Annotated in this window: 17 protein-coding genes and 3 pseudogenes; 12 read left to right on the top strand and 8 right to left on the bottom strand. The window is 64.1% G+C overall.

The features are described 5' to 3' along the window. Positions 1-29: 29 nt before the first annotated feature. Positions 30-2735, top strand: coding sequence for a translation initiation factor IF-2 (gene infB / locus AB8Z38_RS24285; protein ID WP_369720292.1), 2706 nt, complete (start codon positions 30-32; stop codon positions 2733-2735). Here the strand turns inward: infB and AB8Z38_RS24280 are convergent. Continuing rightward, positions 2702-3028: a hypothetical protein gene (locus AB8Z38_RS24280; RefSeq protein WP_369726802.1), complete on the bottom strand. Its 327-nt coding sequence runs from the start codon at positions 3026-3028 to the stop codon at positions 2702-2704. The two genes, infB and AB8Z38_RS24280, sit on opposite strands and share 34 nt — an antisense overlap. Between AB8Z38_RS24280 and rbfA the strand changes: the two genes are divergently transcribed. The 4 genes and pseudogenes from rbfA (at position 2945) to pnp (ending at position 7243) form a co-directional block, all read left to right on the top strand. Next, positions 2945-3322: a 30S ribosome-binding factor RbfA gene (rbfA, locus tag AB8Z38_RS24275; RefSeq protein ID WP_369726588.1), complete on the top strand. Its 378-nt coding sequence runs from the start codon at positions 2945-2947 to the stop codon at positions 3320-3322. The two genes, AB8Z38_RS24280 and rbfA, sit on opposite strands and share 84 nt — an antisense overlap. Further along, complete coding sequence (truB, locus tag AB8Z38_RS24270) at positions 3319-4440, top strand: tRNA pseudouridine(55) synthase TruB (protein WP_369720291.1); 1122 nt, start codon at positions 3319-3321, stop codon at positions 4438-4440. The genes rbfA and truB overlap by 4 nt, the downstream gene beginning before the upstream one ends. A 2-nt stretch (positions 4441-4442) precedes the next feature. Next, complete coding sequence (rpsO, locus tag AB8Z38_RS24265) at positions 4443-4712, top strand: 30S ribosomal protein S15 (protein WP_369720290.1); 270 nt, start codon at positions 4443-4445, stop codon at positions 4710-4712. A 373-nt stretch (positions 4713-5085) separates the two neighbouring features. Continuing rightward, positions 5086-7243 (top strand): annotated as a pseudogene (pnp, locus tag AB8Z38_RS24260) (polyribonucleotide nucleotidyltransferase). Between the two features lie 218 nt (positions 7244-7461). Here pnp and katG read toward each other — a convergent pair. Beyond that, complete coding sequence (gene katG / locus AB8Z38_RS24255; protein WP_369720289.1) at positions 7462-9630, bottom strand: catalase/peroxidase HPI; 2169 nt, start codon at positions 9628-9630, stop codon at positions 7462-7464. A 114-nt stretch (positions 9631-9744) separates the two neighbouring features. Between katG and AB8Z38_RS24250 the strand changes: the two are divergent. The 4 genes and pseudogenes from AB8Z38_RS24250 (at position 9745) to AB8Z38_RS24235 (ending at position 12901) form a co-directional block, all read left to right on the top strand. After that, positions 9745-10672: pseudogene (locus AB8Z38_RS24250) on the top strand (LysR substrate-binding domain-containing protein). A gap of 6 nt (positions 10673-10678) precedes the next feature. Beyond that, positions 10679-11134 carry an N-acetyltransferase family protein gene (locus AB8Z38_RS24245; protein WP_369720288.1) on the top strand — a complete coding sequence of 152 codons (456 nt, stop codon included), beginning with the start codon at positions 10679-10681 and terminating at the stop codon, positions 11132-11134. A 261-nt stretch (positions 11135-11395) separates the two neighbouring features. After that, a complete protein-coding gene (locus tag AB8Z38_RS24240) occupies positions 11396-12190 on the top strand; it encodes a hypothetical protein (RefSeq protein ID WP_369720287.1) in 795 nt (264 codons plus the stop codon). A 114-nt stretch (positions 12191-12304) separates the two neighbouring features. Then, the gene (locus AB8Z38_RS24235; protein ID WP_369720286.1) at positions 12305-12901 is read left to right on the top strand and encodes a glutathione S-transferase family protein; all 597 of its coding nucleotides are present in this window, start codon (positions 12305-12307) and stop codon (positions 12899-12901) included. A 145-nt stretch (positions 12902-13046) separates the two neighbouring features. Here the strand turns inward: AB8Z38_RS24235 and fabI are convergent, their stop codons facing one another. The 3 genes from fabI to fabA form a co-directional block, all read right to left on the bottom strand. Beyond that, positions 13047-13844: an enoyl-ACP reductase FabI gene (gene fabI / locus AB8Z38_RS24230; RefSeq protein ID WP_369720285.1), complete on the bottom strand. Its 798-nt coding sequence runs from the start codon at positions 13842-13844 to the stop codon at positions 13047-13049. 105 nt (positions 13845-13949) lie between these two features. Beyond that, positions 13950-15185 carry a beta-ketoacyl-ACP synthase I gene (gene fabB, locus AB8Z38_RS24225; protein ID WP_369720284.1) on the bottom strand — a complete coding sequence of 412 codons (1236 nt, stop codon included), beginning with the start codon at positions 15183-15185 and terminating at the stop codon, positions 13950-13952. A gap of 39 nt (positions 15186-15224) precedes the next feature. Further along, a complete protein-coding gene (gene fabA, locus AB8Z38_RS24220; RefSeq protein WP_007603915.1) occupies positions 15225-15746 on the bottom strand; it encodes a bifunctional 3-hydroxydecanoyl-ACP dehydratase/trans-2-decenoyl-ACP isomerase in 522 nt (173 codons plus the stop codon). 364 nt (positions 15747-16110) lie between these two features. Between fabA and irrA the strand changes: the two genes are divergently transcribed. Beyond that, on the top strand, positions 16111-16602 hold the full coding sequence (gene irrA, locus AB8Z38_RS24215) for an iron response transcriptional regulator IrrA (protein WP_369720283.1): 492 nt from the start codon (positions 16111-16113) through the stop codon (positions 16600-16602). A gap of 178 nt (positions 16603-16780) precedes the next feature. Here the strand turns inward: irrA and AB8Z38_RS24210 are convergent, their stop codons facing one another. Then, positions 16781-17311 carry an SH3 domain-containing protein gene (locus AB8Z38_RS24210; RefSeq protein WP_369720282.1) on the bottom strand — a complete coding sequence of 177 codons (531 nt, stop codon included), beginning with the start codon at positions 17309-17311 and terminating at the stop codon, positions 16781-16783. 309 nt (positions 17312-17620) lie between these two features. On the opposite strand from AB8Z38_RS24210, the pseudogene AB8Z38_RS24205 reads away from it, so the two are divergent. Further along, a pseudogene (locus AB8Z38_RS24205) lies at positions 17621-18633 on the top strand (2-hydroxyacid dehydrogenase). A gap of 80 nt (positions 18634-18713) precedes the next feature. Here the strand turns inward: AB8Z38_RS24205 and AB8Z38_RS24200 are convergent. Then, entirely contained in the window at positions 18714-19628 is a 915-nt protein-coding gene (locus AB8Z38_RS24200) for a LysR family transcriptional regulator (RefSeq protein ID WP_369720281.1), read from the bottom strand. Positions 19629-19745: 117 nt separating this feature from the next. Between AB8Z38_RS24200 and AB8Z38_RS24195 the strand changes: the two genes are divergently transcribed. After that, the gene (locus AB8Z38_RS24195) at positions 19746-20753 is read left to right on the top strand and encodes an aldo/keto reductase (RefSeq protein WP_369720280.1); all 1008 of its coding nucleotides are present in this window, start codon (positions 19746-19748) and stop codon (positions 20751-20753) included. A gap of 11 nt (positions 20754-20764) precedes the next feature. Here the strand turns inward: AB8Z38_RS24195 and AB8Z38_RS24190 are convergent, their stop codons facing one another. Then, positions 20765-21568, bottom strand: a complete 804-nt coding sequence (locus tag AB8Z38_RS24190) for a ThiF family adenylyltransferase (RefSeq protein WP_369726587.1) — start codon at positions 21566-21568, stop codon at positions 20765-20767. Positions 21569-21759 lie beyond the last annotated feature (191 nt).

The following is a 21759-nucleotide window of genomic DNA, read 5'->3' as shown; positions in this document are numbered from 1 at the left end:
TTAACTAAAATCAGGATTAGGACTGCTGAATGGTTGATACCAAGACCCCTGGCGACAAGAAGCTGAGCGTTCCGAGCAAGACGCTATCGCTCAAGCCGCGCGTCGAAACGGGTACCGTGCGCCAGAGCTTCAGCCACGGCCGCAGCAAGCAGGTCGTGGTCGAGAAGCGGGGCAAGCGCCGCATCGACGGCAGCCCTGAGCCGCAGGCACCCGAGGTTACTGCAAAGCCGGCGCCCGCCGCACCTGCGCCCGCTCCGGCGCGCTCGGCGCCGCCGCGCAATGCCGGCTCCGGCGTCGTGCTGCGCACCCTGACCGAGGACGAGCGTTCCGCCCGCGCCAGCGCGCTGGCCGATGCCAAGGTGCGCGAAGTCGAAGAGCGTCGCCAAGCCGAAGACGAAGCCCAGCGCCGCGCCATCCGCGAAAGCGCCGAGCGTGTCGAGCGCGAAGCCGCCGAAGCCCGCCGCAAGGCCGAGGAGGAGCGGCATCGCCACGAAGAGGAAGCCAAGCGGAAGGCCGAGACCGAGGCCAAGAAGCGCTTTGGCGAAGGCGAGCAGTCGCAATCAGCGGCACGCGGTGCGACGTCCGCACCGGCGGCCGGCGCGGCGCGGTCCGCGCCGACCACGGCACGACCTGCGACGACGACCACAGGGCGCCCCGGAACGACGACCGCGCGACCTGCGGCCACGACCGCCCAGCGGCCCGGTGGCCCGGCAGCTCGCGCCCCGGGCGTTGCGGCCGGACCGGACGAGGATGATGGTCCGCGCCAGATCCGTCGCGGTCCCGGCGGCGCCATGCGCCCCGTGGCAGCCCCCAAGACCACCCACAAGCCCGGTCCGCAGAAGGAACGCGGCCGCCTGACGCTCGTCACGGCGCTCAATGCCGACGACGTGCGCGAGCGCTCGATCGCCTCGTTCCGCCGCCGGACCCAGCGCCTGAAGGGTCACGTCTCGAACGAGCCGAAGGAAAAGCTGATCCGCGAGGTGATCATTCCGGAAGCGATCACGATCCAGGAGCTCGCCAACCGCATGGCCGAGCGCGCGGTGGAAATCATCCGCATGCTGATGAAGCAGGGCGCGATCCACAAGATCACCGACGTGATCGACGCCGATACCGCGCAGCTAATCGCCGAAGAGCTTGGTCACACCGTCAAGCGCGTGGCGGCGTCCGACGTCGAAGAGGGCCTGTTCGACGCCACCGACGATTCCACCGATACCGAGACGCGCTCGCCGGTCGTGACCGTGATGGGTCACGTCGACCACGGCAAGACCTCGCTGCTCGACGCGCTCCGTCATGCCAACGTTGTTTCCGGCGAAGCCGGCGGCATCACGCAGCATATCGGCGCCTATCAGGTGTTATCGCCCGAAAGCGGCAAGAAGATCACCTTCATCGACACGCCCGGCCACGCCGCGTTCACCGCGATGCGCGCCCGCGGCGCCAAGGTCACCGACATCGTCGTGCTGGTGGTTGCGGCCGATGACGGCGTGATGCCGCAGACGATCGAAGCCATCAATCATGCCAAGGCGGCGCGCGTGCCGATCATTGTTGCCATCAACAAGATCGACAAGCCCGATGCGAAGCCCGAGCGCGTGCGCACCGAGCTGCTTCAGCACGAGGTGCAGGTGGAGTCGTTCGGCGGTGAAGTCGTCGACGTCGAAGTGTCCGCCAAGAACAAGACCAATCTCGACAAGCTGCTCGAGATGATCGCGCTCCAGGCCGACATCCTCGACCTGAAGACCAATTCGGAGCGCCCGGCCGAGGGTACCGTGATCGAAGCCAAGCTCGATCGCGGCCGTGGTCCGGTCGCGACCGTGCTGGTGCAGCGCGGCACGCTTCGTGTCGGCGACATCATCGTCGCCGGCGCCGAGATGGGCCGTGTCCGCGCGCTGATCTCCGACCAGGGTGAGACGGTTCAGGAAGCTGGTCCGTCGGTGCCGGTCGAGGTGCTCGGCTTCAACGGACCGCCGGAGGCCGGCGATCGCCTGGCCGTCGTCGAGAACGAGGCTCGCGCCCGCCAGGTCACCAGCTACCGCGCGCACCAGAAGCGCGAGAACGCGGCTGCCTCGATCTCCGGCATGCGCGGCTCGCTCGAGCAGATGATGTCGCAGTTGAAGACCGCGGGCCGCAAGGAATTCCCGCTGATCATCAAGGCCGACGTGCAGGGCTCGCTGGAAGCGATCCTCGGCTCGCTGGAGAAGCTCGGTACCGACGAAGTCGCAGCCCGCATCCTGCATGCCGGCGTCGGCGGCATCTCGGAATCCGACGTGACGCTCGCGGAAGGCTTCAACGCCGCGATCATCGGCTTCAGCGTTCGTGCCAACAAGGAAGCCGCTGCCGCCGCGAAGCGCAACGGCATCGAGATCCGCTATTACAACATCATCTACGACCTCGTGGACGACGTGAAGAAGGCAATGAGCGGTCTGCTCGCGCCGACCTTGCGCGAAACCATGCTCGGCAACGCCTCGATCCTGGAGATCTTCAACATCTCCAAGGTCGGCAAGGTGGCCGGTTGCCGCGTCACCGACGGCACCGTGGAACGCGGCGCCAATGTGCGCCTGATCCGCGACAACGTCGTGGTGCACGAAGGCAAGCTGTCGACACTGAAGCGCTTCAAGGACGAAGTGAAGGAAGTCCAGGCCGGCCAGGAATGCGGCATGGCCTTCGAGAACTATCACGACATGCGTGCAGGTGACGTGATCGAGTGTTACCGCGTGGAGACGATCCAGCGCTCCCTGTAAGTCCAAATCTTACCGAAGCGCCCGGATCTTTTTGAACTGAAATTGCGAGAGTGCGGTGGCCGGATTTTTCCGGCCACCCACCTCTCATTCGTTTCAGCAGGACAAATGACAATGCTCGTGTCCCAAATTTGGGCACGATGAGGTGATTTCGAAATATGCCCCGCCATCATCAGAAGAAGAGTTCCAGCCCCGGCGGCTCGCAGCGTCAGCTGCGTGTCGGCGAGCAGGTTCGCCACGCGATAGCCGAGATTCTGGCGCAAGGCAGCGTGCATGATGCGGACCTTGAGGGCCACATCATCACCGTGCCGGAGGTGCGGATGTCGCCCGACCTGAAGCTCGCGACAATCTACGTCATGCCGCTCGGTGGCCGCGACACCGAGGTGGTTCTCGCTGCGCTCGAGCGCAACAAGAAATTCCTGCGCGGCGACGTCGCGCGGCGCGTTAACCTGAAATTTGCACCTGAGCTTCGCTTCCGCGTCGACGAACGATTCGACGAAGCGGAACGGATCGAGAAGCTTTTGCGAACACCTGCGGTGCAGAAGGACCTGGAACAGGATCCGGACACGGATCGGGAAGAAGAACAGTGATGATGGACCCGGCTCACGGCATAATCGGCAGCGAAGAGCCCGAGACCCGCGACGTGCAGAAAAATAATTTCGCGGATGCCGCCGGCGATATCCAGCCGCGGCAGGAGGCGCGTCGCATCAACAACGATCCGCGCGCGAGCAAGCAGCACAAGGGCCAGCAGCCGCGCCGCGACCGGCGCGACGTCCACGGCTGGGTGGTGCTCGACAAGCCGATCGGCATGACCTCGACACAGGCCGTGGCCGTGCTCAAGCGCCTGTTCCAGGCCAAGCGCGCGGGACACGCTGGCACGCTCGATCCGCTCGCCTCCGGCGGCCTGCCGATCGCGCTCGGCGAAGCCACCAAGACGGTTCCCTTCGTGATGGACGGCCGCAAGCGCTACCGCTTCACCGTGTGCTGGGGCGAGGAACGCGACACCGACGACGTCGAGGGCCGGGTGACCGCGACCTCCGACCAGCGCCCCACGCGCGAGGCCATCGAGGCCCTGCTGCCTCGCTTTACCGGGGTGATCGAGCAAGTCCCGCCGCGCTATTCCGCGATCAAGGTCCAGGGCGAGCGTGCCTACGACCTCGCCCGCGACGGCGAGATCGTGGAACTGGCGCCCCGCCCGGTCGAGATTCACCATTTATCTCTTGTAGATCAACCGGATAGCGACCGTTCAACGTTCGAGGCCGAGTGTGGCAAGGGCACCTATGTCCGCGCGCTGGCCCGCGATATGGGCCGCATTCTCGGGACTTACGGCCATATCTGCGCGCTGCGCCGGACCCTGGTCGGCCCATTCGGCGAGAACGACATGATTCCGCTGGATCAGTTGGAGGCTTTGTGCGATAGAGCCGCGTCCGGCGAGGGCAGCCTCGCCGACGCGCTTATGCCTGTTGAGACCGCGCTGGACGACATCCCGGCACTGGCCGTCACTCGGGCTGATGCGGCAAGGCTCCATCGGGGCCAGGCCGTTTTATTGCGCGGACGGGATGCGCCCATTAGTAGCGGCACAGTCTATGTCACGGTGGCAGGGCGTCTTCTGGCGCTTGCTGAAGTTGGCAATGGCGAAATCATCCCCAAGCGTGTGTTCAACCTGACCGGCCTGACTGCCAGCTCCGGTCGCAACGAGAGAAATTGACGATGTCGATTGCCGCAGAACGCAAAGCGGAAGTCATCAAGACGAATGCCAACAAACCCGGCGACACCGGTTCGCCCGAGGTGCAGGTCGCGATCCTTTCGGAACGCATCAACAACCTCACGAGCCATTTCAAGACCCACGTGAAGGACAACCATTCGCGTCGCGGCCTCCTGAAGCTGGTGTCGACCCGCCGCTCGCTGCTCGATTATGTGAAGAAGCGGGACGAGGCGCGCTACAAGGCGCTGCTCGAGAAGCACAATATTCGTCGTTAAGTGTTCCTGCGCGCGCCAACGGCGCGCGTTTTCGCGCATGGTTTCGAACGAAAGCGTTTGTTTTAATGTTTTTGATCGAGGCTGCGTGCAGGTCGGGTGCGGGCTAATAACGAATCGCACCCGGGCATGACGAGCGAAGGCCGATCCGGTGTTCGCATTCGTGCCGACTGACAGTCCAGCAGCAATCCGGCGGCTGGGCGCAACGGGCAAGGCGCCCGTATGACCCGAAAGGATGGACGCCATCCGACATCCGAAAACCATGGCAGGATCGCAGGACGCTGATCGCCCGCTCAGATCAGCGTCCTGCAATCTTGACATGGTTTTTGTTTTTCGAGCCGTCCCTTCTTTCGAGAACCCATGAAAGAAGACCTCTATGTTCAACAAGCATTCAGTCGAGATCGACTGGGGCGGACGCCCTCTCAAGCTCGAAACCGGCAAGATCGCACGCCAGGCCGACGGCGCCGTCGTCGCCACCTATGGCGAGACCGTGGTGCTCGCCACCGTGGTCGCAGCGAAGTCGCCGCGTGAAGGCGTCGACTTCCTGCCGCTGACCGTCGACTACCAGGAAAAAGACCTACGCAGCCGGCCGCATTCCCGGCGGCTATTTCAAGCGCGAGGGCCGTCCGACCGAGAAGGAGACGCTGGTCTCCCGCCTGATCGACCGTCCGATCCGTCCGCTGTTCGTGGACGGCTGGCGCAACGAGACCCAGGTGATCGTCACCGTGCTGTCGCACGACATGGAAAACGATCCGGATATCGTCGCGCTGGTGGCCTCGTCCGCCGCACTGACCCTGTCCGGCGCGCCCTTCAAGGGCCCGATCGGCGCAGCGCGCGTCGGCTTCGCCAACGACGAGTTCATCCTCAACCCGACGCTCGACGAGATGGTCGACACCCAGCTCGACCTCGTCGTCGCCGGCACCGCCGACGCCGTGCTGATGGTGGAATCGGAAGCCAAGGAGCTGAACGAAGACATCATGCTCGGCGCGGTGATGTTCGGTCACCGTCACTTCCAGCCGGTGATCAACGCGATCATCGAGCTCGCCGAGAAGGCCGCCAAGGAGCCGCGCGAGGTCACCACCATCGACAATTCGGCGCTCGAGAAGGAAATGCTCGGCCTGGTCGAGCAGGAACTGCGCGCCGCCTACGCCATTCCGGTCAAGCAGGATCGCTATGCCGCGGTCGGCAAGGTCAAGGAAAAGGTGATTGCCCATTATTTCCCCGAAGGGCAGGAGCCGAAATACGACAAGCTGCGCATCAGCGGTGTGTTCAAGGAGCTCGAAGCCAAGATCGTTCGCTGGAACATTCTCGACACCGGCAAGCGCATCGATGGCCGTGACAGCAAGACCGTGCGCAACATCATCGCCGAAGTCGGCGTGCTGCCCCGCGCCCATGGCTCGGCGCTGTTCACCCGCGGCGAGACCCAGGCGGTGGTCGTGACCACGCTCGGCACCGGTGAGGACGAGCAGTACATCGACGCGCTGTCGGGAACGTACAAAGAGACGTTCCTGCTGCACTACAACTTCCCTCCCTACTCGGTCGGTGAGACCGGTCGCCTCGGCGGCACCAAGCGCCGCGAGATCGGCCACGGCAAGCTTGCCTGGCGCGCGATCCACCCGGTGCTGCCGCCGCATCACGAGTTCCCGTACACGATCCGCGTGGTGTCGGAGATCACCGAATCCAACGGCTCCTCGTCGATGGCATCAGTGTGCGGCGCCTCGCTCGCGCTGATGGATGCCGGCGTGCCGTTGAAGCGGCCGACCGCCGGCATCGCGATGGGCCTCATCCTCGAAGACAAGCGCTTCGCGGTTCTCTCGGACATCCTCGGCGACGAGGACCATCTCGGTGACATGGACTTCAAGGTCGCCGGTACGGAGCAAGGCATCACCTCGCTCCAGATGGACATCAAGATCGAGGGCATCACCGAGGAGATCATGAAAGTCGCACTCGGCCAGGCCAAGGATGGACGCATCCACATCCTCGGCGAAATGTCGAAGGCGCTCACCAACGCCCGCGCCGAGCTCGGCGAATACGCGCCGCGCATCGAGACCTTCAAGATCGCCACCGACAAGATCCGCGAAGTGATCGGCACCGGCGGCAAGGTGATCCGCGAGATCGTCGAGAAGACCGGCGCCAAGGTCAACATCGAGGACGACGGCACCGTGAAGGTCGCCTCCTCCGACGGCGAGGCGATGAAGGCCGCGATCAAGTGGATCAAGTCGATCGCCTCCGATCCGGAGGTCGGCCAGATCTATGACGGCACCGTCGTCAAGGTGATGGAGTTCGGCGCCTTCGTGAACTTCTTCGGCTCCAAGGACGGCCTCGTTCACATCAGCCAGCTCGCTTCGGCGCGCGTGCAGAAGACCTCCGACGTCGTCAAGGAAGGCGACAAGGTCAAGGTCAAGCTGCTCGGCTTCGACGACCGCGGCAAGACCAGGCTCTCGATGAAGGTCGTCGACCAGGAGACCGGCGAGGACCTCGAGGCCAAGGGTGCCGACGGCCAGCAGCCTCCGCGCGAAGCAGCCGGCGAGTAAATCTCGCCTCTGCAGGAAACACGAAGGGCGGCCTCGCGGCCGCCCTTTTTGTTTGTGTTGGTTTGTGCCTGCTCCGGCCGATCTGCGCTCCTTCGCCCGCTTGCTTGCGGGAGATGGTCGGGGAGAGGGTATCTCCGCGCCGGGATCGCCCGTGCGGAGAAAGCCTTCACCCGCGCCTTCGGCGCGACCTCTCCCGCAAGCGGGAGAGGTGCAACAACTCACGCCGCGAGATCGAAGCGGTCGAGGTTCATCACCTTGGTCCAGGCCTTGGCGAAGTCCTTGACGAACTGCTCCTTGGAATCGGACGTGGCATAGACCTCGGCATAGGCGCGCAGCTGCGAGTGTGCGCCGAAGATCAGATCGACACGCGTGCCGGTCCACTTCACCGCGTTGGTCTTGCGGTCGCGTCCTTCGTAGCTGCCATCGGTGCCCGTCGGGGTCCATTGCGTGCTCATGTCGAGCAGGTTGACGAAGAAATCGTTGGTCAGCGTTCCCACCTTCGAGGTGAGGACGCCGTTCTTCGAACCGGCCGCATTGGCGCCGAGCACGCGCAGGCCGCCGAGCAGCACCGTCATTTCCGGGCCGGTAAGCCGCAGCAGCTGCGCGCGATCGACGAGTGCTTCCTCGGGCATCAAGAACTGCTGCCGCTTGCCGATGAAGTTGCGGAAACCATCCGCCCGAGGCTCCAACGGCGCGAACGAGGCCGCATCCGTCTGCTCCTGCGAAGCATCCATGCGGCCCGGCGTGAAGCCGACTTTGACGTCGACGCCGGCATCCTTCGCGGCCTTCTCGACCGCGGCGGTGCCACCGAGGACAATCAGATCGGCAAGCGAGACCTTCTTCGCGCCGGCCGACGCGTTGAACTCCTTCTGGATGGCTTCGAGCTTGCCCAGAACCTTCGCGAGCTGAGCCGGCTGGTTCACCTCCCAGTCCTTCTGCGGCGCAAGCCGGATGCGCGCGCCATTGGCACCGCCCCGCTTGTCGGAGCCGCGGAACGTCGACGCCGACGCCCAGGCCGTCGCGACCAGCTCCGGCACCGACAGGCCCGAGGCCAGGATCTTCGCCTTCAACGAGGCGATGTCCTGATCGCTCGCCAGTTCGTGGTTCACGGCCGGAATCGGATCCTGCCAGATCAGAGTCTCCTTCGGCACCAGCGGGCCGAGATAGCGTGCGACCGGTCCCATGTCGCGATGGGTCAGCTTGAACCAGGCGCGGGCGAAGGCGTCCGCGAACTGATCAGGATGCTCGAGGAAGCGCCGCGAGATCTTCTCATAGGCCGGATCGAAGCGCAGCGAGAGATCGGTCGTCAGCATCGTCGGCCGATGCTTCTTGGACTTGTCGAACGGATCCGGAATGATGGCGTCGGCACCCTTGGCCGTCCACTGGTTCGCACCGCCTGGGCTCTTGGTCAGCTCCCATTCGTATTTGAACAGGTTCTCGAAGAAGTTGTTGCTCCACTTCGTCGGCGTCGTGGTCCAGGTCACCTCGAGGCCGCTGGTGATGGCATCGCCGCCCAAGCCCGAAGCGTGCTTGCTCTTCCAGCCGAGACCCTGATCCTCGAGCGCGCCCGCTTCCGGCTCCGGTCCGACCAGCGACGGATCACCCGCGCCATGGGTCTTGCCGAAGGTATGGCCGCCGGCGATCAGGGCTACGGTTTCCTCGTCGTTCATCGCCATGCGGAAGAAGGTCTCACGGATGTCCTTGGCCGCCGCGATCGGATCCGGCTTGCCGTTCGGACCTTCCGGGTTGACGTAGATGAGGCCCATCTGCACCGCGCCGAGCGGCTCGGCGAGCTGGCGTTCGCCGCTGTAGCGCTCATCGCCCAGCCAGGTGCCTTCGGGACCCCAATAGAGCTCTTCCGGCTCCCACACGTCGGCGCGACCGCCGGCGAAACCAAAGGTCTTGAAGCCCATCGATTCCAGCGCGACGTTGCCGGCGAGCACCATCAAATCGGCCCAGGACAGCTTGCGGCCATATTTCTGCTTGATCGGCCACAGCAGCCGGCGCGCCTTGTCGAGGTTGGCGTTGTCGGGCCAGCTGTTCAGCGGAGCGAAGCGCTGCTGACCGGCACCGGCGCCGCCGCGGCCGTCGGTGATGCGGTAGGTGCCCGCGCTGTGCCAGGCCATGCGAATCATCAGGCCGCCGTAATGGCCGAAATCCGCCGGCCACCACTCCTGCGACTCCGTCATCAGCGCGGTCAGGTCTTTGATGACAGCGTTCAGGTCCAGCGTCTTGAATTCCTTGGCATAGTCGAATTCCTTGCCCATCGGATCGGACAGGGCGGAATTCTTATGCAGCATCTCGATGCTGAGCTGGGTCGGCCACCAATCGCGGTTCGCCGGTACGCGTTTTCCACCCGAAAACGGGCACTTCGAAGTGTCGTCCATGAATACCTCCTCTGGTGGCGTCGAACTCGCGCCTTTGACCAAGTCATACCAGTCTAGGCCTCTCATTCCATCAGGGGAAGTTGACTTTAATGATCGCTGCGATAGGATTTTCTGATGGTCAACCTCACGATGCGCCAGCTGCGATATTTCGACGCGCTGGCGCGTCACGGCCATTTCGGACGCGCCGCGGAGGCCTGCTCGATTTCGCAGCCCGCCCTGTCGATGCAGATCAAGGAACTGGAAGAGGCGCTGGGCGGCCTGCTGCTGGAGCGCAGCGCCCGGCAAGTCGCGCTGACGCGGTTTGGCGAGGAGCTCGCACCACGCGTCCGCGACATCCTGCGCTCGGTCGATGAGCTCGGCGATTTTGCCCGCGCCTCGCAGGACCGTTTCGCGGGCCGCCTGCGCATCGGCATGATCCCGACCATCGCACCCTATCTGCTGCCCAAGATCACCAAGAATCTCACCCGCATGCATCCGGAGCTCGACATCCGCGTGCGTGAGACGATGACGCCGCGGCTGATCCAGGAACTGGTGGAAGGCCGGCTCGACACCGCCATCGTCGCGTTGCCGGTGTCCGAGCCCTCGCTCACCGAGGTTGCCCTGTTCGAGGAAAAATTCCTGCTGGTGCGGCCGGGCACCGATGCGGGAACGCCGGTGCCGTCGCGCGAGATGATGCGGGAGATGCGGCTGTTGCTGCTCGAGGAGGGGCACTGTTTCCGCGACCAGGCGCTGTCGTTCTGCAACATGCAATCGGCGCCGCCGCGCGAGATGCTGGATGCGAATTCGCTGTCGACGCTGGTTCAGATGGTGAGCGCCGGCATCGGCGTCACCCTGATTCCGGAGATGGCGGTGTCGGTGGAGACCCGATCGGCCTCCGTCGCGGTTTCGCGCTTCCGCGACCCGGAGCCGTCGCGCACCATCGGCATGGTCTGGCGCAAGACCAGCCCGCTGGCGCGGCAACTTCTGCAAATCTCCAGAAGTGGTGTGCCTGTCAGCCGGCAAGGTGCGCGCACCGAAATCCGTGCGCGGCCAACGGGCCTAGGCTCCGATGTCGCATCCGGTGATCCGCCCCGCCCGCGCCGACGAATACGACGAGATCGGCCGTGTCTGGATGGAGAGCTGGGTCTCCACCGGGCTTGCCGAGGCGAGTAACTTCCTGCTGGCGAATTTGCGCGCGCGAATCCGGCGCGAGATCGAGGACGGCTGGAGCCTGTTCGTCGCCGACGATCACGGCACGATCGCCGCAATGCTGGCGCTGCATTTGCCGAAGCTCTATCTCGACATGCTCTTCGTCGGGCCCGCCTATCAAGGGCAATCGCTCGGCCGGCAATTGCTCGCCTTCACCCGCACGCAAATGCCCGACGAGATCTCCCTGCGCTGCGTGCGCGAGAACGAAAAGGCCTGGCGCTGGTACGAGCGCGAGGGTTTTGTGTTCGAGAAGGAAGAGGTCGAGCCGTCGAACGGGTTTGTGATGAAGTACTACCGGTGGAAGAGAGCGGCCTGAAACCGAACGCCGCGCTTGCAGGCACCACTTACACGTTCTAGTTTTGCGGCTCCCGTATCACCAGCTGCTCATTTCCCGGACCCATGTTCCCACGCTTCATCGTCGCCGCCGTCCTCGCGTTACCCTTTGCCGCAGCGGGATGGGCGAAGTCTCCTCCGACACAAATAGCCTCCGCGCCAGCCGCCCCCGCCAAGCCTGCGGCAAAGAAACCGGTGCCGAAGGCAAACGCTGGCGCGCCGTAGGGCGCGTTGAAGTGAGCCGATGAACGTCCTTGCTGCCGCATTGGTCTCATATGCCCTGCTGTCGCCGACAGGTGGGCAAGTGCAATCGACGCCGAAAATGGAAGTCGTCAGGCCTTCGGCCAGAAAGCCGGCAACCGTCACGCCGGCCAAGCCTGTAGAGAGCGGCCCGTGCCAGATCGGCGTGATCTCATTGGCCGGCGACCTCTTCTCGGTCGAGAAATATGGGGCACTCAAATTTCTAGATACGTACGCGCACACATCGGTCGCTGCTTGGGGGCTCGATGAACTTGTCGTCTCGCGGGTCCGCGCTGCCGCCCCAGGCAGCTCCGTCAGGGGAATTCCGTACACGCGTCACGAGCTCACCGAAGCCGGCCGGCAGCGATCGTTCTTTCGCGATTACGACGGAAATCTCCTGCGATTTGTTCAATACCTTGCCAACCGCACTCGCTGCGAACGCTACATCGCTGTGCTCAGGCGCGGCGGCACTCAGCGTGAATTTGGCATCGGTATCTCGTACCATCTCGATGCACGCGTATTTCTCTTCGCGATGATGTCTGCGCGCGTCTATGACGGCCGAACGTTCGAAATCATCGGTGATGCACCGGCGCGCGAAGACGATTACTCTGCGCTACAGCGTGCTCTCCACGACGAGCTGGGTGGCCCCTATCGCATACTGGATGCTGCGATGTTTCCGGCGAAGCCGGCGGACGCGGTCAAAAATCTGGTGCTGCGCGATGGCGTGCGCGCGATGCTGACGAAGAGTCTCGACAAGACGCTGCCGGCCCTGCTGCAAGGTCCGTCTCCGTCGCGTTGACCAAGATGTCGCTCGCGGAGCGGCGCTTCCGTCTAGGCGTAGTGCGTTGCCTATCCGGCGCAAACACGCAATGAATGCGCCTCGTCGCCTCTTGCTGATGGAAGGGTCCGCGCCATGATCAAGCTCTACTATTCGCCCCGCTCGCGCTCGTTTTCCGCGCTCTGGCTGATGGAAGAGACCGGCCTGCCCTATGAGCGCGTGCTGACGGACATTTCGACCGGCGCGCAGAAGGCGCCGGATTTTCTCAAGGTCAATCCGATGGGCAAGGTGCCGGCACTTTCCGACGGCGACGCTGCGCTCGGCGAATCCGCCGCGATCTGCGCCTACATTGCCGACCGCTATCCCGAGACGAAGCTGGCGCCTCACGTAACCGATCCGCGCCGCGCGCGCTATCTGCAGTGGCTGTTCTTCTCGCCGAGCTGCATCGAGCCCGCCATCATCCAGATTTTCACCAAGATCGAGGTGCCGACCTCGACCGCAGCCTGGGGCAGCGCGACGCAGGTCTTCGACGTGCTCGAGGCTGCACTCGCGAAGGGGCCGTGGATTCTCGGCGAGGAGTTTTCCGCCGCCGACGTCACGGTCGGCTCGGGGCTGAATTTCGCGGTGCGCCTGTTCAAGATGGTGCCGTCGCGGCCGGCCTTCGACGCCTATCTCGCGCGCTGCATGGCGCGATCAGCGTTCCAGCGCGCGGAGAAGATCGCGGCGGGTTGAGGCGAGCTCGGAATTTGTAGGGTCGGCGAAGCGACTTGTTCGCCGTAGCACGAAGAGCGAAGGCGGAAGCGTGCCCACCACTGATGTCGCGATCGTCGAGACATGGTGGGCACGGCGCAAGTGCGCCTTTGCCCACCTTACGAAATCACTCTGATTTCAAATCATCCGGTTTCGGCATCAGGACGATGTTGTAGCCGGAATCGACATAGTGGATCTCGCCGGTCACGCCGCCGGAGAGATCCGACAGCAGATACAGCGCCGAGCCGCCAAGCTCGTCGAGCGTGACGCCGCGGCGGAGCGGCGAATGCTTTTGCATGAACGCAAACATCGCGCGCGCCTCGCCGATGCCGGAGCCGGCGAGCGTGCGGATCGGCCCGGCGGAGATCGCGTTGACGCGGATACCGCGCGGTCCGAAATCCGCGGCGAGATAACGTACCGAGGCTTCCAGTGCCGCCTTGGCGACGCCCATCACGTTGTAGTTAGGCATCGCGCGCTGAGAGGCGCCGAACGTCAGCGTGATCATGCTGCCGCCCTGCGGCATCAGCTCGGCGGCGCGTTTTGCGACCTCCGTGAACGAAAAGCAGGAGATCACCATGGTGCGCGAAAAGTTGTCGCGGCTGGTGTCGGCGTAGCGGCCCTTCAGCTCGTTCTTGTCGGCGAAACCGATCGCATGGATCACGAAGTCGAGCTGGCCCCATTTTTCGCGCAGCTCAGCGAAGGTGGCATCGACGCTGGCGATGTCCTCGACGTCGCAGGGCAGCACCAGTTCCACGCCAAGAGATTCCGCCAGCGGCTTGACGCGCTTGCCCAGGGCCTCGCCCTGGAAGGTGAAGGCGAGCTCGGCGCCATGGGCCTGCAGCGTCTTCGCCATGCCCCAGGCGATCGAGTGATCATTGGCAATGCCCATGATCAGACCGCGCTTGCCCTTCATTAAACCTTCCATAGCCCACTAGTCTCCGCTCTTCGTCATGCCCGGGCTTGTCCCGCCTGCGCGGCCGAAGCCGCTTCGGCGAGGCGAAGGCCGGCCATGACGAAATAATCACCGGTCTCAGATAGCAGCGTCACCATCCAGCCGGCTGAACACCAGCGTGGCGTTGGTGCCGCCGAAGCCGAACGAGTTCGACAGCACGGTGCCGATCTTGACGTTGTCGATGCGCTTGCGCACGATCGGCATGTCGGCGAACACAGGATCGAGCTCCTGGATGTGCGCGCTCTCGCAGATGAAGCCGTTATTCATCATCAGCAGCGAATAGATCGCTTCCTGAACGCCGGTCGCGCCCAGCGAATGCCCGGTCAGCGCCTTGGTCGCCGAGATCGGCGGGCACTTCTCGCCGACGCCGAACACCTTGCGGAGCGCCTCGATCTCCGGCGGATCGCCGGCCGGCGTCGAGGTGGCGTGCGGATTGATGTAGTCGACCTTGGTCTTCACCGTCGACATCGCCATGCGCATGCAGCGCTCGGCGCCCTCGCCTGACGGCGCCACCATGTCGTAACCGTCCGACGTCGCACCATAGCCGACGATCTCGCCGTAGATGCGCGCGCCGCGCGCCTTGGCATGCTCGAGCTCTTCCAGCACCAGCACGCCGGCGCCGCCGGCGATGACGAAGCCGTCGCGATTGATGTCGTAGGGCCGCGAGGCGGTGGCGGGCGTGTCGTTGTATTTCGAGGACATTGCGCCCATGGCGTCGAACAGCACCGACAGCGACCAGTCAAGCTCCTCGCAGCCGCCGGCGAAGATGACGTCCTGCTTGCCGATCTGGATGGTCTCGTAGGCATTGCCGACGCAGTGGTTGGACGTGGCGCAGGCCGACGAGATCGAGTAGTTGACACCCTTGATCTTGAACCAGGTCGCAAGCGTTGCGGACGCGGTTGACGACATCGCCTTCGGCACTGCAAACGGTCCGACGCGCTTCGGTCCCTTGGTGCGGGTGATGTCGGCGGCTTCGACGATGGTGCGGGCGGACGGGCCGCCCGAGCCCATGATGATGCCGGTACGTATGTTGGAGACTTCGTCAGGTCCCAGACCGGAATCCTGGATCGCCTGCTCCATCGCGATGTGATTCCACCCCGCGCCCTGGCCGAGGAAGCGCATCGCACGCCGGTCGACAACCGTCGCGGGATCGATCGTCGGCGCCCCCTGCACCTGCGAACGGAAGCCGAGCTCGGCATATTTCTCAGCCCGCGAAATGCCTGACTTCGCCTCGTGAAGGCTCGCAAGCACTTCCTGGGTGTTGTTTCCGATCGACGAGACGATGCCCATCCCGGTGACCACAACCCGCCTCATGACAGCCTCGCCTCAATCGTTGTCTTCGTGGTGATGCGCTCAGCCTAGGCTGGTACCCTGCTTGAACAGGCCGACCTTCAGATCCTTTGCGCGATAAATAATCTGGTCATCGACCGAAAGCCATCCGTCGGCGATGCCGAGCACCAGCTTTGAACGCATCACGCGTTTGATATCGATGTTGTACACAACCTTGCGGGCCTCGGGCAGCACCTGGCCGCTGAACTTCAGCTCGTTCAGGCCAAGCGCGCGGCCGCGCCCTTCGCCGCCGCTCCAGCCCAAATAAAACCCGACCATCTGCCATAGCGCATCCAGGCCAAGGCAGCCGGGCATCACGGGATCGTTCTTGAAGTGGCAGCCGAAGAACCAGAGGTCGGGCTTGACGTCGAGCTCGGCGCGCACCACCCCCTTGCCAAATTCGCCGCCGGTCTCGCTGATGTCTGTAATGCGGTCGAACATGAGCATCGGCGGCAACGGCAATTGCGCATTGCCCGGGCCGAACATCTCGCCGCGGGCACATGCCAGAAGATCTTCATATTCGTAACCGTTGCGCCTGTTCAGCATGCGGAAGCCTCTGTTCTAACCCCGATTGAGCGGCGTTTCTGGCAGAAATGGGCCCCATTCGTCCGGTAGGCAGCGCCAATTGCCATCGATCAGACGCAAATGCCGAGAGCCCGGCTGGACTGCCGACCAGACCTCAATGCCTGGCAGCGCCAAAATCGGTAAGCGGAACCGCGCGCTCTCTAACACAGGGCATTTCGGGTGGCAAAGCGGTCTCATGAAGGTAAAATGACGGGAGCCGGCCGGGTTCCTTGCCGGCCGGGTTCCTCGATCGATTAGAACCGCTCTAGTTGCGAGAAACTTGCATCTGCATCTATCTCTCCATATATTGCAGACAGATAGTGTTCACGCGTGCCCGAATTTGGAAATGAACGAAAACAACGCGCCCCATCGCGACGAAGACGCCCATGCGGCGGCCCTTCTGTCCGGCCGCCAGCCGGCCCTGACCGGCTGCCCGTGGCACGACGTCAATGAAATGCTCCAGTCCGCCGGCCTTCGCCCGACCCGGCAGCGGATGGCGCTGGGCTGGCTGTTGTTCGGCAAGGGGGCACGCCACCTCACGGCCGAAATGCTCTACGAGGAAGCGACACTGGCCAAGGTCCCGGTCTCGCTCGCGACCGTCTACAACACGCTGAATCAGCTGACCGATGCCGGCCTGCTGCGCCAGGTCAGCGTCGACGGCACCAAGACCTATTTCGATACCAACGTCACCACGCACCACCATTATTACCTCGAGAACAGCCATGAGCTGGTCGACATCGAGGACCCACATCTGGCGCTGTCCAAGATGCCGGAGGTGCCCGCGGGATACGAGATCGCGCGCATCGACATGGTCGTGCGGCTGCGCAAGAAGCGCTGAGCTCTAATCGTAAATTGCTTGATTTAGTCGCAATGGCCGGGCTTGTCCCGGCCATTGCCATTTACACTGTCATTCCGGGATGGTCCGAAGGACCAGACCTCAGGTGCGCAATTGCGCACCGGGGAAGCTCGAGATCCCGGGTTCGATGCTGTGCATCGCCGCGGGATGACGCTTCGCGTCAGTTCACCTGCTCGTCCGAGTACACACCCCAGAGGCGCTCCTGCTGGATCCAGCCGTCAAAACCGTTGCCGGTGACGTGGCACCAGTTTGTGGTGCACTTTTTCACCTGCGTGACGACGCCGGCCTGAAGCTTTGCGGCCACAGCGCTGTCGGGATCGGCACGGTCATAGATCGGCGCGAGATCGTCCTTGTGCTTCATCGTGACCACCGCGGTGCGGCGGCCCGACAGCAGCGAGTGATAGACCCAGCCTTCGGCGCCCTCGGAGTCGCGGACCCGGCGCCAGTTCTCGAACTCGGCAGTGATTTCAACCGGCAGGCCGGAGCGGGTGTAGACCCAGGCGACGTCATTGTCCTTGGTCGGGCCGGCGCGGACGTTCACGTGGTCCGATTTGAGGCTGACATAGCGCGGCACCGGCAGCCCGCTCGCGGTCTGGGGCGTGCTGTCCTTTGCCGAATGCCCGGGGCTGACCGAGGCGCTCAACCAGGTGCAAACGAGCGCCATCACCGAACAAAAACGCCCCAACGCCATCAACCCGTCTCCTGTCGAAGACCCGGCCCTGCCTGGTCCTCACTCATTCCAAACCCCTGCCGCGTTAGCCCCTGACCCGCCCCACGCGGGTGTTCCCGAGCCCTATGCCCGTGGTTCTTGTCTTAGCCCGGCCTTCTGATAGAGAGGACGGACATCTGAACAACCAGTTTGCCCCGATTTTCCGGCCGGAAACGTCGGGAGAGCTTGAAGGAAACGCCGGGGACGACGCGGCAAGGGCAGTGTCGAACAACCGGGTTAATGAGGCCTCAACGGCCGGCCTTTGGCGACAGAGGCGGCTTGCAATGCCTCATGAGAGCAGGACATGTCGGTGAAAAAAAGCCCCTCGTCGTCGTGACGCGCAAGCTGCCGGATTCGATCGAAACGCGGATGCGCGAGCTGTTCGACGCACGGATCAATCTCGATGACACCCCGATGTCGGCCGAGCAGATCGCGGAAGCCGCGCGCACGGCCGACATCCTGGTTCCGACGGTCACCGATCACATCGGTGCAGGCATCGTCAACCAGCCCGACTGCAAGCTGCGCCTGATCGCCAATTTCGGCAACGGCGTCGACAATATCGACGTCGAGGCCGCCCATGCGCGCGGCATCACCGTCACCAACACGCCAAAAGTTTTGACCGAAGACACCGCCGACATGACCATGGCGCTGATCCTGGCGGTGCCGCGCCGGATGATCGAAGGCGCCTCGGTACTGACGGAAGGAAAACCCTGGGCCGGCTGGTCGCCGACCTGGATGCTCGGCCACCGCATCGGCGGCAAGCGTCTCGGCATCATCGGCATGGGCCGCATCGGCCAGGCGGTCGCACGCCGTGCCCGCGCGTTCGGCCTCCAGATCCACTATCACAATCGCCGTCCCGTCGCGCCGAAGATCGCCGAAGAGCTTGGCGCGACCTACTGGAAAGCCTCGACCAGATGCTGGCGCGGATGGACATCATCTCGGTGAACTGTCCGCACACGCCGGCCACCTACCATCTGCTCTCGGCGCGGCGGCTGAAGCTGATCCGCAAGGACGCCTATATCGTCAACACCGCGCGCGGCGGCGTCACCGACGAGGACACCCTGGTCAAGCTGATCGAAGGTGGCGAGATCGGCGGCGCCGGCCTCGACGTCTACGAGCACGAGCCGGCGGTCAATCCGAAGCTGGTGCGGCTTGCGAAGGCCGGCAAGGTGACGCTGCTGCCCCATATGGGCTCGGCCACGATCGAAGGCCGCGTCGAGATGGGCGAAAAAGTGATCATCAACATCCGCACCTTCCTCGACGCGCACAAGCCGCCCGATCGCGTGCTGCCGAGCATGCTCTAGGATCTATTTGTCTCTCGCTTGCGCAGATCCGCGACGAAGCTTGTAGGTGGGCAAGCGCTTCGCGCCTTTCCCCACCCTTGCTACGCAGGTCGCGACGCGTTGCGCTTGCGCCAGTCTGCGACGAAGTCGATGAAAGCGCGCAGCGCCGGTGGCACCTGCCGTCTGCTGGGATAATACAGAAAAGGCCCCGGGAACGGCTCGCACCAATCCTGGAGCAAGCTGACCAGCGCGTCGGATTTCACGGCTTCCTGGACATAACCATCGAGCGTTGCCCAGATGCCGACACCGTCGAGCGCAGCGCGCATGGCAAGGCCCATATTGGTCGAGATCAGCTTGGCAGGCGGATCGACCTTCACGAGATGGCCATCTTTCTCGAACTCCCAATGATGCATGACGCCGCTCGAGTAGCGGGCGCGAATGCAATCATGCTCGAGCAGGTCCTTCGGATGACCGGGCTTGCCGCGGCGAGCGAGGTAGGCAGGCGATGCGACGACGGCATAGCTCTGAGGGCCGCTCAGCGGGATCGCCACCATGTCCTGCGCGAGATGCTCGCCATAGCGTACGCCTGCGTCGAAGCCCGCGCTGACGATGTCGACAAAGCCGCTTTCGGCAATGATTTCGAGATCGACTTGCGGGTGCGCCGCGATGAACGGGCCGATCATTGGCGTCAGGACGAGATCCACGGCAGGCGGCGGCGCGTTGATGCGCAGGCGCCCTGAGGCGACCTCGCGCAGGCCTCGGACCTGATTCAGGGCGTCGCCGACATCGCGCAGAGCCGGCGCCACGCGCGACAGCAGCAGCTCGCCCGCCTCGGTCAGGGCGACGCTGCGTGTGGTGCGGTTCATCAGGCGCACCCCGAGGCGCTCCTCCAGGTCTCGTAAGCGCTGGCTAAGGCTCGACACCGACACGCGAGTCTCCACCGCCGCTCGGCGGAAATTGCGGGTGCGGGCGACAGCCACGAAGACATCGAGGTCGCGCAGGTCGGGATCGGCCATTGTTCGTTATATTGAACAAGCTATTCGGCATTGTCCAGCTTATCAGCGTAATGGAGCGGAGGCATATCTGCCCTCGTCATGCGGCGCAACCCGCGCCGCCGTTCAAGGAGAGCCACCATGGAACAGCGCAAACTCGGTGCAACCGGCCCCACCGTCTCGAGCCTAGGCCTCGGCTGCATGGCCATGTCGGACGCCTATGGGCCAGCCGATCGCGGCGAGAGCATCGCCACCATCCATGCGGCGCTCGATGCCGGCATCACGCTGCTCGACACCGGCGATTTCTACGGCATGGGCCACAATGAATTGCTGATCCGCGAGGCGCTGAAGGATCGCCCGCGCGACAAGGTTCAGCTCAGCGTCAAGTTCGGCGCGCTGCGCGGCCCCGCCGGCGAATTCGTCGGACTCGATTCGCGGCCGGCTGCGACGAGGAACTTCCTTGCCTATTCGCTGCAGCGTCTCGGCACCGACTACATCGACGTCTACCGGCCGGCACGGCTTGATCCCAGCATTCCCATCGAGGAGACGATCGGCGGCATCGCCGAGATGGTGAAGGCCGGTTATATCAGGCATATCGGCCTGTCCGAGGTCGGCTCCGTCACCATCCGCCGCGCGCATGCCGTGCATCCAATCGTCGATCTCCAGATCGAATATTCGCTGATCGAGCGCGGGATCGAACGCGACATCCTGAAGACCTGCCGTGAGCTTGGCATCGGCATCACCGCTTATGGCGTGCTGGCGCGCGGCCTGATCAGCGGCCATTGGTCCAAAGGCTCCGGGAAGATCGGCAAGGACTACCGGCTGATGAGCCCGCGTTTCCAAGGCACGAACCTGGATGCCAATCTCGCGCTGGCGGAGCAGTTGCGGGCGATCGCCACCGAGATCGGCGCAACACCGGCGCAGGTCGCAATTGCTTGGGTGGCGGCGCAGGGCAAGGAGATCGTGCCGCTGGTCGGCGCCAAGAGCCGCACCCGTCTTGCTGAAGCGCTCAGCGCGACCAAGGTGACGCTGATGCCGGCGCATCTTGCGGCGCTGGCAAAGGCGTTTCCACCCAACATCGCCTCAGGCACGCGTTATGCGGCCGAGCAGATGGCGCATCTCGACAGCGAGAAGCCGGTCGCGGCCTAAAGGCGCGGCAATCAGTTGCGATGGGCGCGCAGGTCGGTCATGACCGGCCCATCGCCGTTGAGCGGATTGGTGGGATCGCGCCCGTAGCGCAGCGTCTCGAAGCGCATCGCGCGCGCATCGATCATCAGGAGGCGGCCGACCAGGCCGTCGCCAAAACCGACGATCTCCCGGATCGCCTCAAGCGCCATCATCGAGCCCATCACGCCGGCGAGCGCGCCCATCACGCCGGCCTCGGCGCAGGCCGGCACGGTGCCGGGCGGCGGCGCCTCCGGAAACAGGCAGCGATAGGTTGGGTTGAAGACGCCCTCGGCGTTCCTCTCATGCGCGCGGATCGTGGTGAGCGAGCCGTCGAAGGTGCCGAGCGCCGCCGTGATCAGCGGCTTCTTCGCAAAGAAGCAGGCGTCGGAAGCCAGATAGCGCGTCGAGAAATTGTCGGAGCCGTCGAGCACGAGGTCGTAGTCGCCGATCAGCGAGAGCGCATTGTCGGCATTGAGCCATGTGGCATGGCCAACGAAGCGCACATGCGGATTGAGCGCCGCGATCCGCTCCGCCGCGCTCTCGACCTTGTGCCGACCGATATCCGGTGTCGTATGGATGACCTGCCGTTGAAGATTTGACAACGACACGACGTCGTCATCGACCACGCCGAGCGTGCCGACACCGGCCGCGGCCAGATACATCAGGGCGGGTGCGCCGAGGCCGCCGGCGCCGATCACCAGCACCGACGCCCGCTTCAGCGCAGCCTGGCCGGGACCACCGACATCGCGCAGCACGATATGGCGGGCATAGCGTTCGAGTTCGTCCGGGCTCAGCATCGTCATCCTTCTGGGTCCCTCCCCTCATGGTGAGGAGGCGCGAAGCGCCGTCTCGAACCATGAAGGCCCCGTTGCAACATCTCGGCCTTCGTCCTTCGAGACGCCGCTTGCGCGGCTCCTCAGGATGAGGCTCACCACCTGAACCACCCCAACATTGTTCGCGACCAACGAGATGTGCTTCAATGGCACGC

This window comes from Bradyrhizobium sp. LLZ17 (genome assembly GCF_041200145.1).
Lineage (GTDB): Bacteria > Pseudomonadota > Alphaproteobacteria > Rhizobiales > Xanthobacteraceae > Bradyrhizobium.
The sequence above is the reverse complement of the archived record's forward strand: the minus strand, read 5'-3'. Positions and strand labels throughout refer to the sequence as shown.